The 13,261-nt window shown below is 67.3% G+C and carries 10 protein-coding genes; 3 read left to right on the forward strand and 7 right to left on the reverse strand.

Translation table 11 applies throughout. The annotated features are described in order from the left end of the window. Positions 1-48: 48 nt before the first annotated feature. The 4 genes from G3I74_RS12835 to G3I74_RS12850 form a co-directional block, all read right to left on the reverse strand. Positions 49-1,878, reverse strand: coding sequence for an ABC transporter ATP-binding protein (locus G3I74_RS12835; RefSeq protein WP_164212001.1), 1,830 nt, complete (start codon positions 1,876-1,878; stop codon positions 49-51). Between the two features lie 37 nt (positions 1,879-1,915). Then, complete coding sequence (locus tag G3I74_RS12840; protein WP_164212002.1) at positions 1,916-2,605, reverse strand: OmpA family protein; 690 nt, start codon at positions 2,603-2,605, stop codon at positions 1,916-1,918. Beyond that, entirely contained in the window at positions 2,602-4,161 is a 1,560-nt protein-coding gene (locus G3I74_RS12845; protein WP_164212003.1) for an EAL domain-containing protein, read from the reverse strand. The genes G3I74_RS12840 and G3I74_RS12845 overlap by 4 nt, the downstream gene beginning before the upstream one ends. A gap of 77 nt (positions 4,162-4,238) precedes the next feature. Further along, the gene (locus tag G3I74_RS12850; protein WP_203594735.1) at positions 4,239-5,267 is read right to left on the reverse strand and encodes a YeiH family protein; all 1,029 of its coding nucleotides are present in this window, start codon (positions 5,265-5,267) and stop codon (positions 4,239-4,241) included. A 154-nt stretch (positions 5,268-5,421) separates the two neighbouring features. Here G3I74_RS12850 and G3I74_RS12855 point away from each other — a divergent pair, with 154 nt between their 5' ends. The 3 genes from G3I74_RS12855 to G3I74_RS12865 are packed head-to-tail and all read left to right on the forward strand — an operon-like array spanning position 5,422 to position 8,645. Continuing rightward, entirely contained in the window at positions 5,422-6,786 is a 1,365-nt protein-coding gene (locus tag G3I74_RS12855; RefSeq protein ID WP_164212005.1) for a wax ester/triacylglycerol synthase family O-acyltransferase, read from the forward strand. A 54-nt stretch (positions 6,787-6,840) separates the two neighbouring features. Beyond that, a complete protein-coding gene (locus tag G3I74_RS12860) occupies positions 6,841-7,755 on the forward strand; it encodes an alpha/beta hydrolase (RefSeq protein WP_164212006.1) in 915 nt (304 codons plus the stop codon). After that, the gene (locus G3I74_RS12865; protein ID WP_164212007.1) at positions 7,752-8,645 is read left to right on the forward strand and encodes a hemerythrin domain-containing protein; all 894 of its coding nucleotides are present in this window, start codon (positions 7,752-7,754) and stop codon (positions 8,643-8,645) included. Before G3I74_RS12860 ends, G3I74_RS12865 begins: the two co-directional genes overlap by 4 nt. Positions 8,646-8,652: 7 nt before the next feature. Here G3I74_RS12865 and G3I74_RS12870 read toward each other — a convergent pair whose 3' ends face one another. The 3 genes from G3I74_RS12870 to G3I74_RS12880 all read right to left on the reverse strand — a co-directional run bounded on the left by G3I74_RS12870 (position 8,653) and on the right by G3I74_RS12880 (position 13,210). Further along, positions 8,653-10,632: an acetyl/propionyl/methylcrotonyl-CoA carboxylase subunit alpha gene (locus G3I74_RS12870; RefSeq protein WP_164212008.1), complete on the reverse strand. Its 1,980-nt coding sequence runs from the start codon at positions 10,630-10,632 to the stop codon at positions 8,653-8,655. A gap of 10 nt (positions 10,633-10,642) precedes the next feature. Continuing rightward, positions 10,643-11,458 (reverse strand): enoyl-CoA hydratase-related protein, encoded by an 816-nt coding sequence (locus G3I74_RS12875; RefSeq protein WP_164212009.1) that lies wholly within the window; start codon positions 11,456-11,458, stop codon positions 10,643-10,645. Between the two features lie 144 nt (positions 11,459-11,602). Continuing rightward, complete coding sequence (locus tag G3I74_RS12880; RefSeq protein WP_164212010.1) at positions 11,603-13,210, reverse strand: carboxyl transferase domain-containing protein; 1,608 nt, start codon at positions 13,208-13,210, stop codon at positions 11,603-11,605. Positions 13,211-13,261 lie beyond the last annotated feature (51 nt).

Below are 13,261 nucleotides of genomic sequence, written 5' to 3' on the forward strand. Positions count from 1 at the left end.
CCAAGCTGGTAACGGTTGCTGCTACACAGCGCTGCCTCGCGTTCAGACTTACCGATACGCCCGCGCCTGCAGTTCAAACAGCTGGGCATAGCGCCCGCCCAGCGTCATAAGCTCCTCATGGCTGCCCAGCTCGATGATGCGGCCGTGCTCCATCACGGCGATGCGGTCGGCCCGCCGCACGGTTGAAAACCGGTGCGAGATGAGGATCAGGATCTGACTTTTCGCCATGGCCTGGAAGTGCTCGAAGATCTCGGCTTCGGCTTTCGCGTCCATGGCCGCGGTGGGCTCGTCGAGGATCAGGATGTCGGCGTCTGCGCGCATGAAGGCCCGGGCCAGGGCGATCTTCTGCCACTGCCCGCCCGAGAGCTCTTGGCCGTCCTTGAACCAGCGGCCGAGCTGGGTGCGGTAGCCGGCCGGCAGCGCGCGCACGAACGCATCGGCCAGCCCTTTTTCGGCCGCCTCGTGCCAGCGGGTCTGGTCGTCGAAAGCGGCCACGTCGCCGGCGCCGATGTTGTGGCCGACCAGCCACTGGTAGCGGGCGAAATCCTGGAAGATCACGCCGATGCGGTCCTGCAGGGCGCGCGTATCCCAGTCTTTCAGCGAGGTCCCGTCCAGGCGGATATCGCCCTGCTCGACCTGGTACAGCCCGGCAATCAGCTTGGTCAGGGTGGTCTTGCCCGAGCCGTTTTCACCGACCAGCGCCAGGCTGGTTCCGGGTTTCAGGTTCAGGTCGATCGAGTCCAGCGCCAGGGCCTCGCTGCCGGGATAGCGAAACGAGAGGTGGCGGATTTCCAGGCCGGCGCCGGGTGCCTCGCCCTGGGTGACGCCGCCGCTTTGTTCGCGTACCGGCAGCTCCAGGAACTCGTACAGCGCGCTTAAGTACAGGTAGTCCTCGTACATGCCGTTGATCGAGGTCAGGCTGGCGCTGACCGCCGACTGGCCCTGGCGGAAGACCATCAGGTACATGGTCATCTCGCCCAGCGACAGCTGACCGGTCACCGTGGCCAGGACGACCCAGGCGAAGGCGGCGTAGAGCGTGGCGGTGCCGACCAGTCCCAGGCCAAAAGCCCACCAGCCACGGCGGATGGTCAGCGCGCGGTCCTCGCGAAAGATCTTGCCGAAGATGGCCTTGTAGCGATCCAGCAGCTTGGGGCCCAGGCCGAACAGCTTGACCTCTTTGGTGTAGTCATCGCGCGCGAGCACCGACTCCAAGTACATCATTTCGCGCGTCTCGGGCGAGCGCCAGCGGAACAGGCGAAAAGCCTGGCCGGCAAACTTCGCCTCGACGAAAAACGCCGGCAGCCCGCCAGCAACCAGCAGCAGCACCGCCCAGGGCGAGAACGCCAGCAGCAGGCCGCTGAAGCTCAAGATGGAAATGCCGTTCTGGATCACGCCGAAGGTTTTCTGGACCAGGGCCAGCGGCCGGGAGGAGGCTTCGCGCCGGGCCCGGGTCAGGCGATCGTAGAACTCGGCATCCTCGAGCTGGGCCAGCTCCAGCTGCTGGGCTTTTTCCAGGATCATCACGTTGACGCGGTGACCCAGCTGCGCGCGCAGCAGGTTGTTGCAGATGTTCAGGCCGGTCTGGGCCGCGGCCATGGCGGCGACCAGCAGCGCTTCCACCGACAGCCACAGCCAGACTTCGCGGGTGGGCGCATCGGTCTGAATGGCGGCCACGACGCTGTCGACCAGCAGCTTGCCGACCCAGGCGATGCCGGCCGGCAGCAGGCCGGCGGCAAGCGTCAGGCCGGCCAGTGCGATGGTCAAAAGCGGGCTGGTGGCCCAGACCAGGACCAGCGCCCGCCGACCATAGGTCAGCAGGGAGCCGAACTGATTGAAGATTCCCGTGTGCAGGTCCGCGCTCGATCGGGAATCGGGCATCAAGATCGGCTCATCCAGCGCTGACGGGCCTGTCGGCTCACGCGTTTTCCGGTTCCTCGGGCTGCGATGGCCGATCACGAACCAGGAGCTCAAGCATCAGCTCCACGCGCCGGTTGCGGGCCCGCCCGGTTTCGCTGGTGTTGTCGGCCACCGGTCGGTCCGACCCAAAGCCGCGGATCAGCAGGCGCACATGGCTGATGCCCGAGTCCTGCAAGTGTTGGGCGACCGAGCGGGCGCGCTGCTCGGACAGTCTCTGGTTGAAGTCCGGGTCGCCGACATTGTCGGTGTGGCCGCTGACCACGATCAAGGTGGCGCGATACTCCCTGAGGACCGCTGCCAGGCGGTCGATCAACCTCGCCGCCTCGGACGTTAGCTGCGCGCTGCCGGACTCGAAGCCCATCTGGCTCGGAAAGGTGATCAGCACCGAGCGCTCGCGGTAATCGATCGCGATGCCGGTATCGGACAGGTCGCGTCGCACCCGCGCCTGAAACACGTCCATGAAGTAACCGGCCGCCTCAGCGTCAACGGCGTTCTCACCCTCCACAAGCGCCCCTCTGCGGGTTGCGACATCTGCCTCGCTGGCGATCACGGTCAGCGAATCAATGCGCTCGGGCGCGGTCGTTTGCGGCGGCTCCCGGCGCGGCGGCTCGAGCACGGCGCAGGCGGTCAGGGCCGCTATCAGCAGCGCCGGAATCAGCCAGCGACTGGCAGTTGGCCATGTGTTCAACGCGCTTTGTCCAGATACCATGCCTTGAAGCCTGATTCGCCCAGCGCCGGACTGTACCAGTAACCCTGTCCACACTCCACGTCGCGCTCGACCAGCCACTGCATCTGCTCACCCGATTCTATGCCTTCGGCGATGATTTCCAGGTCCAGCGCGCGGGCCAGATCTATTATTGGCCGGATGACGCTGCTGGTCACCGCCTCGGTTTGCAGGGAGTCGACGAAAGTCTTGTCGATCTTCAAGGTGTCGAGCTCGAATTTTTGCAGATACGCCAGGCTGGAATAGCCGGTGCCGAAGTCGTCGATGGCGATCGAGTGGCCTTTATCGCGCAGTTCAGCCACCCGTTGCCGGATGACGTCCGAGTCCAGCAGCGCCCGTTCGGTGATCTCCAGCGCGATGCGCTCCGGGGCGACCCCGTGCTCGTCGAGCAATTCACCCAGCCTGCGGCTGAACCCGGGCTGGGCAAGATCCTGCTCGGTCAGGTTGAGGTGGTACACCATCTCTTTTTCCGGCTCCGGCCAGTTTGCCATGTGCTGGAGCAGGTTTTCGAGGATGGACAGCGTCAGCCGGGTTCCCAGGCCGGCTTTTTCGGCCAGCGGCACAAAAATCTCCGGGCTGATGGCGGTGCCATTTTTTTCTGTCCATCGGCCCAGTACTTCCGCGCCTACGCAGCGGCCCGAGCGCAGTTCGACGATGGGTTGATAAACCGCATGGATGCGTCCGCCGTCGATGGCGGCACGCAGTGAGGACTCCAGACTGAGCTGACGGCTGAGATAACGCCAGACCAGGCCCAGCCAGAGCGTGATCAACACCAGGCCGATGCCGCCGACGGCGATCACCAGCATCCGATAGCGATCCCAGAAGTCTTCGAAGCTTTGGACGGCAACGACTTCAATCGGGAACAGGCTGTCGACAGAGACGCGGCTGACGACGCGGTTGTTGGCCCGGTCGACGAATAAACCCTCGGGAAGTTCATCCGGGGCCGGGAAAACGGATGCCTCCGGATAGGCCGCCATTTGCATTCCCTCAACCCAAACCGCGACTTGTTTGCCCTCCAGCTGGCCCGGCGTGATCAGCAGGCGCGGGTCGATGGCCATGTCGTGGTTGCCGAAGCGCATCAGGAACAAGGCGACATCCCCGGCCGTAGTTGCCGCACTGGGCCACCAGGCGATCACGCCGGAATCGTAAATGCGGCTGGCGCGCGCCGGGGTCAGGCGCTGGCCCTGGACCAGCCCGGCCCCGCACAGGCGGTTGGCGGCTTCCCAGTAGCCGATCGCCCGCACGTGGACCCTGGACAAGGCTTCATTCTGCAGGGTTAGCAGGTGGTGTGGCGAGCAGGGTTCGAATGCTTGACTATTCAGCTCTTCGAGCAGGGCACGAGCGTCGACGATGGCGTGCTCGGTCTGTGCCGCAAGGTCTTCGGAAAGCTTAGTCAGCCGCTGTTCCTCGGCCATCACGGTCTGCTGCCAGATGACCCAGAGCAGCAGCGTCGCCGGAAGCGCGACCCCGATGGCGCCGGCCAGACTGACGAACAGCAAGGCGTTGCGAGGACTGCCCATGCGATAGCGACTCAGGTGATGGTGCGCTCTATTATCCGCTGAACCGATTGGCTTGACTGCACCAAATGGACGCAGGCTTAGCCAACCCGTTGCGCGACCCAGCCGCCCGAGGCGGCAAGCATGGCCACGGCGGCGACGCCGGCGCCCAGCGCCGGGCGCCAGCCCAGCGGCTTCAAGTCGCGCGGGCGGATGGCCATGGCCAGCGCGGCCATGGCCATGGCGAACAGGAACTGGCTGAGTTCGTCGGCGGCCTGCAGCGCGATCCGCCACAGCGCTGCATCGCCGGCGCCGAGAGCGTCGATCAGGCTGCGCAGTCCGGCCAGGGCCAGGAAGGCCAGGATAAAGCGCGGGAAAGGCACGCGCTGTCCCCGCTGCCGGCCGACGATCAGCCAGGCCGCGACCGGAATCACCACGATCATGGCGCTGTTGCGCAGCAGCTTGGTCACGGTGGCCGCATCGAGCGTGCCGCTGAGCGTCCAGATCTGCTCGTGCGCGCTGGCCGCCGCCGTGACCTGGGCGGTGTCGTGAATGGCGCTGCCGATGACCAGGCCGACCTGTGCCGGGTCGCTCAGCCACAGCGGCAGCAGCAGCGGGTAGGCCAGGGTCGCGACCAGGCCGAACAGGGCGATGCAGGCGATGGCGTAGCAGGTCTCGGCGTGGCTGGCCCGGATCGCCGGGGCGAGCGCGGCGATGGCCGAGGCGCCGCAGATCGCGGTACCCACGGCCAGCAGTCCGGCCAGCCGGACCGGGGTGGCCAGCAGACGATAAAGGCCCAGGCTGACGGCCAGGCCGACGGCGATCGCGATCACAACCAAGGGCAGCGCCTGACCGCCCAGCAGCCAGACCTCGCCCAGGCTCAGGCGCAGACCGATCAGGGCCACGGCGGTCTTGAGCAGGAGGCCGCGCGCGAGGTCCAGGCCCGGGTTCCAGTGCGGTTTTTGCCTGGCCTGGTCGGCCAGCCCCAGCCCCAGCATGATCGCCAAGACCATGGGCGAGGCCGGCAGCGAGGGGAGGGGGCCGGGGCCGCGTTGCAGCAGCGCCGCTGCCGCCCAGCCGACTCCGGCGATCGCGGCGACGACCATCAGGCCCGGCCAGGGTGTCGGCATGGACGAGGTTCTCGGGCGGTCAGCGCCCATGGCTGAATGTCTGCGGCAAATCCGAAGGGGTCGAGTGTAGGGCAGTTACGCCGATGGTGGGAAGGAAACCGCCCGGCATGAGGCCGTATACTCGTGCCAAAAGAAGCCTTCGGGAGGCAAGCCATTGGCGCGAAAAATTCCGCTGCTGGACCTGATGTGGCTGATGGCCGAGACCCAGGCCAGCCCGATCCACGTTTGTGGTCTGATGCTGTTCGAAAAGCCCAAGGGCCGACCCGGCATCGTGCGCGAGATCGTCGACAGCTACCGAGCCGAAGCGCCGACGGCGCCGTTCGACTGCGTGCCGGATCTGGGCAGCACTCACGCCCCGCAGTGGCGTCCGGCGCCGTACTACAACGCGCGCTACCACGTCCAGCACATTGCCCTGCCGACCGGCGCGCGCTACGCCGACCTGCTGCACCTGGTCGGCGATCTGCACGAGACCATGCTCGACCGCGACCGGCCGCTGTTTCGAATCTGGTTGATCGACCAGGTGCCGGGGCGTCGATTTGCGCTGTTCGTAAAAATGCACCACGCCATCATCGACGGCGTCAGCGCCACCGAGCGCATCAACGCCAGTCTGCGCACCAATCGCCGCCAGGGGGTCCCCAAGCCGCTTTTCGCGGTGGACGTGCCGGTGCGCAAGCCGCGCCCGCCGAAAGCGCTGGTCAAGCGGATGCTGGGCCTGAGCGGCACCGCGGCCAGCCAGTACCTGGCGCTGATGGGCACCGTGCGCAAGGGCCTGTGGAGCTGGATGGGCGGCGAGCCCAAGGGCAGCGTGCCGTTTGCGGCCCATCGTGGGCCGATGAACCAGCCGGTGCTCAACGCCCGCAGCGTGGCGACGCTGTCGCTGCCGCTGGCCGATATGCGCCGCGTCGGCAAGCATTTCGGAGCCACCCTGAACGACGTCGCCATGACCGTCATCGACGCCGGTCTGCACGGCTACCTGGCCGAGCAGGGCGAGCCGTTCGCGCACCGCCTGGTCGCGATGTGCCCGGTCTCGCTGCGCGAGCGCGACGACGGCTCCAGCGGCACCAAGGTCTCGGCCGTATTCGTCAAGTTGGGCCTGCCCAACGCCGGCCCGCTGGAGCGGCTGGGCCAGGTGGTCGAGTCGATGGGCGCGGCCAAGCAGGAGGTGGGCCGGATGAGCAAGGAAACCGCGCTGGGTTATGCGGCCGGGTTGATGGGCATGGCCGGGCTGACCGCGGTCACCTACGTCGACCGGGTGGCGCCGCCCTCGGCGAATCTGGTCATCTCCAATATCCCCGGCTGGGAGCGACCGCTGTACCTGCACGGCGCACCCCTGGTCGGCGCTTACCCGGTCTCGGCGATCGCCGTGGGCGTGGGCCTGAACGCCACGGTGATCTCGTCCAACGACCGCATGGATTTCGGTTTCGTGGCGAACGGCGCCAGCCTGCGCAACCTGCCCTCACTGGCAGAGCACGTGGGTGCCGCCTGGCGCGAGCTGGCTGCCGCCACGCCCCGGCCGTGAGCCGCTTTGCGTATCATCAGCGGATCATGATGCTTAAGGTCCATTCAACCTGAGATGGTCAGCTGGCAGACGCGCACCGCCGCCCTGCTCGGGCGGTTGACCATTCGGCAGTCGCTCAAGCGCGATTTCTCGATCGCCGAAATGCGCGCCCGGATCCGCTCCATGGAGCGCTTTTTCCCGGCTGTTCCCGACGACATCCGGATCGATCTGGCACCCGGTCTGGCCCACTGCGACGCCGAGTGGCTGACGCCACACAACGGGCCGACCGAGCGGGTCATTCTGCATCTTCCGGGCGGGGCGTTCATGACTCGATTTGTGCGCGCCGAGCGCCTGCTGCTGGCCCGGCTGTGTCGGGCCGCCAACGCCCGCGGCCGGCTGGTTTTCTACCGTCTTGCTCCGGAAGATCCTTTTCCGGCCGGCCTGGACGACAGTCTGGAAGCCTATCGCCAGCTGCTTGATCAGGGCGTGTCGCCGCAGCACATCATTGTCAGCGGCATGTCGGCCGGCGGCTGTCTGGCCCTGGCGCTGCTGCTCAAGCTGCGCGATCTGGGTTTGCCGGCGCCGGCAGCGGGCGTGTTGATGTCGCCGGCCGCCGATCTGACCGATGCCTCGGAGTCGGGCTCGCGCATCGACAACGCCGCCAGCGACGCGGTGCTGAGCATGGAGCGCGGCGACGATATTCGCCAGCTCTACCTGGGCGGGCAGGTCGAGCTGGTCAACCATCCCTATGTTTCGCCGGTGCTGGGCGACTACGCTGGACTGCCGCCGCTGCTGTTCCAGGTCGGCAGCACCGAGATCCTGCTCGACGACAGTCAGCGCTGCGCGGAAAGAGCGCGGGCGGCCGGCGTGCGCGCCGAGGTCGAGGTCTGGGACCGCATGCCGCACGGCTGGCAGGCGCTGTCGTTTGCGCCCGAGTCCGGTCGCGCCATTGCCCGGATGGGCGACTTCATCCGCGAGAGCTGCCCATGAATTCAGAATCATCTCAACAGCAAAATGCGCCGGGCCCGAGCTTCATGCAGGGACTGCGGCGCGACCATGCCGGACTGTCGCGGGTGCTGCGCGAAATCGACACCCAGGCCGCGCGTCTTGCCGTCGCGCCCGGGCAGGCGCGTGCGGTGCTGGTCGACGCCCTGCGCTACCTGCTGCGCTATCACCACGCGTTTCATCACCCGCGCGAGGATCGCCTGTTCGCCCGTATCCGGGCGCGCGACGCCGAGCTGGACGCCACCCTGGGCCAGCTCAGCCACGAGCACGAAAGCGGCGAGCAGCAGGCCGGTGAACTGGCCGACGAGATAGTCGGCGCCTCCGTGCGACGACTTCGCGGCAAGCGCGGCGAACGGCTGGCCGCGCGCATCCACGACTACGTGCGCCACACCCGAATCCATATGCGCAACGAGGAGGCGGTGTTCTACGCCCGGGCCGAGCGCGTGCTCGACGACCAGGACTGGCAGGCCGTGATCGAGGCCGACGACGGCCGCACCGATCCGATGATGGACCTGACCGAAATGGCTAACGTCTATCCGCACCTGGCCGAGCAGCTCGGCCTGCCCGTGCGCCATCTCGGGCTGGTCGAGCGCACCGGTCCGCTGAGCGATGAGCTGCGCGCGCAGATGCTGGCGCTGACCGATCTCTACGGCGGGCTGGCCTACGAGGCGCTCGAGCTGGGTCGGGGCAACCTGGACCGGCTGCTGGCCGTGCGCGGGCCGTCCAGCTTTGTCCGCGCGGTCGGCGAAATCTCCTCGGCCAACCTGCGCTTTGCCGGTCAGTGCGTGACCCGGCCGCCGCGCTGGGCGATCAACAGCTCGGCGGCGCTGGTGGTCGCCAGCCTGAAGCCCTGGCTGCGGCGCGAGGACGCGTGAATATCGGTTAATTCTCGGGGTCGGCTTCGATCAGCGACAGCAGCAGGGCGTCGGCCTCGACCAGGTCGCCGCGCTCGACGGCCAGACCCTCCACCGTCCCGTCGATCGGGGCCTTGATGGTCAACTCCATCTTCATCGCCTCCATGACCAGCACCGGCTCGCCTTCTGCGACTTGCGCGCCCTCGGTGACGCGAATCTCCAGGATGCGGCCCGGCATGGGCGCGAGGATTCGGCCGTCGCCGCCGGCGCTGGACTGGGCCGCCTCGAAGCGGGCGTGGCGGGTCAGCGTCCAGCGCAGCTCGTCCAGACAGACATCCAGCCTGGATTCGCCGTCGGCGTGCAGCCAGACGGGCCGGTTGCGATCACCCAGATCAAGTCGGAAGCGCGAGACCCCCAGCGGATCGAGCCGCAGCGCCAGGTCCTGATCGGCGAGCATCAGCTTGTAGTCGCCGGCAAAGCCGGTGGCCTCGATGCTTGTGCGCAGCTCGCCGCACTCGATGTCCAGCCAACGGCTGGCCGGCGTACCCGGGCGCCAGCCGTCGCAGCGCGCCCACGGCGAAGGACTGGGCGCGTCGGGTTCCTGCGCGCGCAGCCAGTAGGCGGCTGCTGCGGCGACAACCTCGACGGGCGGCTCGCGATGGGTTTGCACCAGCGCCGGTTCGCGGTCGAGCAGACCGGCGTCCAGCCGCCCGCTGGCGAAGGCCTCGGTGGCCGCCAGCGCCTGCAAAAAGCCGAGGTTGGTGGTCGGCCCGGCGATGAAGCTGGCTGAAAGCGCGCGCTTAAGCCGCGCCCGGCAGGCCTCGCGGTCCGGGCCGTGGACGATCAGCTTGGCGATCATGGGGTCGTAGTGCACGCTCACCGTGTCACCGGTATCCACGCCACGATCGATGCGGATCTGCTCTCCTTCGGGCAGGTTCAGGGCCCGGATCCACCCGCTGGAAGGCACGAAGCCGCGGTCCGGGTCCTCGGCGTAGATGCGCGCTTCCATGGCGTGGCCCTGGATGCTGATCTGGTCCTGCTGCCTCGGCAGCTTTTCGCCGGCGGCCACCCGGATCTGCCACTCGACCAGGTCCAGCCCGGTGATCATTTCGGTGACCGGATGCTCGACCTGCAGGCGGGTGTTCATCTCCAGGAAGTAAAAATCATCGCCATCGACCAGGAACTCCACCGTGCCGGCGCCCAGGTAGTTGACGGCCTGGGCGGCGCGCACGGCCGCGGCCAGCAGCTCGGTTCTGAGCGCGGGATCCAGGTTGGGCGCCGGGGCCTCCTCGATGATCTTCTGGTGGCGGCGCTGGCTGGAGCAGTCGCGCTCGTAAAGATGGACGGTGTTGCCGTGGGCGTCGGCAAAGACCTGGGCCTCGATATGGCGCGGGCGCGCCAGGTACCGCTCCAGGATCATGCGCTCATCGCCGAAGGCGCTCCTGGCCTCGCGCCGGGCCGCGGCCAATGCTTCGCCGAACTCGCCGGCCGAGCGCACCACGCGCATGCCCTTGCCGCCGCCGCCGGCCGCGGCCTTGAGCATCAGCGGAAAGCCGACCCGTTCGGCCTCGGCCTGCAGGTGCTCGTCATTCTGGTCGTCGCCGTGGTAGCCGGGGATCAGCGGTACGCCGGCCGGCGCCATCCGGTCCTTGGCCGCAGCCTTCGAGCCCATGATCTCCATGGACTGCGCGCTCGGACCGATCAGGGCAATCCCGGCCGCCTCCACGGCGCGGGCGAAGTCCGGGTTCTCGGACAGGAAACCGTAGCCGGGGTGGATGGCCTCGGCGCCGTGTTCTCGCGCTGCCGCCAGAATCCGCTCGACCTTGAGGTAGGACGCCGAGGCCGGCGCCGGACCGATGCAGGTGGCGGCATCGGCCAGGCGCACGTGGCGCGCCCCGGCGTCGGCTTCGGAATAGACCGCGATCGTGTGGATGCCCAGCCGTCGGCAGGTGGCGATGATCCGGCAGGCGATCTCGCCGCGGTTGGCTATGAGGATTTTGCTGAACATGGATTAGGATTTATCCGCGTTCATCTGCGGTTCCCTTCGTTTCCGGAATCCAGCTCGGCGCACGTTTTGCCAGAAACGCGCTCAAGCCCTCCTGGCCCTCGCGCGAGACGCGCAGCGCGGCGATGGTCTCGGAGGTGCGGCGGTCGAGTTCTTCGGGGTTGTCGTGGCAGGCGCAGACCATGCGGATCAGCGACTTGACCCGCGCCTGGGCCTTGGGGCCGCCGGCCAGCAGCAGCTCGACCAGGTCATGGATGTGACCGTCGAGCTGGCCCGGCGGCACGATGTCGGTGATCAGGCCGATCTTGTGCGCCGTCTCGGCGTCGATGCGCTCGCCGGTGAGCATGTAGCGGCGGGCGTGATTGACGCCGATGCGCGGCACCACGAACGGCGAGATCGTAGCCGGGATCAGCCCCAGCCGCACCTCGGTCAGCCCGAAGCGCGCATATTCCAGGGCCACCGCCAGATCGCAGCAGGCGATCAGGCCGACGCCGCCGCCGAAGGCATGGCCGTTCACCCGCGCAATGGTCGGGCAGGGCAGCTGGTCGAGCCGGCGCAGCATCGCGGCCAGGCGACGGGCATCGTCGCGGTTCTCGCTCTCGTCGGCTTGCGCCATATCGCGCATCCAGTTGAGATCCGCCCCGGCCGAAAAGGAGTGCCCCTCGCCGGTCAGGATCAGCGCCCGCGCGCCCTCCTCGACGACCCGATCAAAGGCCTCGCTCAGCGCCGCCACCAGCTCGGCGTTGAAGGCGTTGTGCACGGTTGGGCGATTCAGCGTCAGTGTCACCACGCCACAGTCGTCGATGTCGTGCCGCAACAAGTCCGTCATGTCTTTGCTTCCTTATCAAGGATTGCTTTCTTACCGCAGATGAACGCAGATGAACGCGGATTTTTCATGAGTGCCTGGTTTGATCTTCATAGGCTTTTCATCTGCGTTTATCCGCGTTCATCTGCGGTAAAAAACCTTCGCCAGCTACATCCGAAACACACCATACCGCCCGTCTTCCACCGGCGCATTGGCCGCCACCGCCAGCGCCAGGCCGAGCACGCGCCGGGTGTCGACCGGATCGATGATGCCGTCGTCCCACAGTCGGGCGGTGGCGTAGTAGGGGTTGCCCTGGGTTTCGTACTGCTCGCGGATCGGTGCCTTGAAGGCTTCTTCTTCCTCGGCCGGCCAGTCCTCGCCGCGTGATTTCAGCGCGTCGCGCCGCACGGTGGCCAGCACGCTGGCGGCCTGCTCGCCGCCCATCACCGAAATGCGCGCGTTGGGCCAGGTCCACAGGAACCGGGGCTGGTAGGCGCGCCCGCACATGGCGTAATTGCCCGCCCCGAACGAGCCGCCGATGATGACGGTGAATTTGGGTACGTGCGAGCAGGCCACGGCGGTGACCATCTTGGCCCCGTCCTTGGCAATGCCGGCCTGCTCGTACTTCTTGCCGACCATGAAGCCGGTGATGTTCTGCAAAAACACCAGCGGGATGTCGCGCTGGTTGCACAGCTGGATGAAGTGCGCGCCCTTCAGCGCCGACTCGGAAAACAGGATGCCGTTGTTGGCCACGATGCCTACGGGGAAGCCGTGGATGTGGGCGAATCCGCACACTAAGGTTGTGCCGTAGCGGGCCTTGAACTCGCTGAACTCCGAGCCGTCGACCAATCGGGCGATGATCTCGCGCACCTCGAAGGGGTAGCGGGTGTCGGTGGGCAGGATGCCGTAGAGATCCTCGGCCGGGTAGGCCGGCTCGTCGACGGTCTCCAGCACGGGCGCGCTGGGCCGGGGCCGGTTGAGATGAGCGACCAGCTCACGCGCAATGGCCAGAGCATGCAGATCGTTGTCGGCGAAATGATCGGCCACGCCCGACAGTCGGGTGTGGGTATCAGCTCCCCCTAAGGTCTCGGCATCGACTTCCTCGCCGGTGGCGGCCTTGACCAGCGGCGGGCCGCCGAGAAAGATCGTGCCCTGTTCTCTGACGATGATGGCCTCGTCGCACATCGCCGGCACGTAGGCCCCGCCGGCGGTGCACGAACCCATCACTACGGCGATCTGCGGGATGTTTTTGGCCGACAGCCGGGCCTGGTTGTAGAAGATCCGGCCGAAGTGATCGCGATCGGGAAAGACCTCGTCCTGCAGCGGCAGAAAGGCGCCGCCGGAGTCGACCAGGTACAGGCAGGGCAGGTGGTTTTCCAGCGCGATTTCCTGGGCGCGCAGGTGTTTCTTGACCGTGATCGGATAGTAAGTGCCGCCCTTGACCGTGGCATCGTTGGCCACCACCAGGCACTCGATGCCCGCCACCCGCCCGATGCCGGCAATCACCCCGGCGCCCGGTGCGGCATCGTCGTACAGGCCGTTGGCCGCCAGCGGCGAGATTTCCAGCAACGGACTGCCCGGGTCCAGCAGCGCGCGCACCCTTTCGCGCGGCAGCAGCTTGCCGCGCTCGGTGTGCTTGGTGCGCGAGCGCTCCGGCCCGCCCAGGCCCTTGTCGGACAGCTGCGCGCGCAGCTCATCGGCAAGCGCGCGATGGTGCGCCAGGCGCTGCTGAAACTCGGCATTTTTGCGGTCGATCTGGCTGCTCAGCCTGGCCATGCGGGCTTCCGGACGGGGTGGACGCACCATTGTAGCCTCCCGCCTGGTCGG

Origin of the sequence: Wenzhouxiangella limi, from assembly GCF_010499265.1 — a bacterium.
GTDB classification, from domain to species: domain Bacteria; phylum Pseudomonadota; class Gammaproteobacteria; order Xanthomonadales; family Wenzhouxiangellaceae; genus Wenzhouxiangella; species Wenzhouxiangella limi.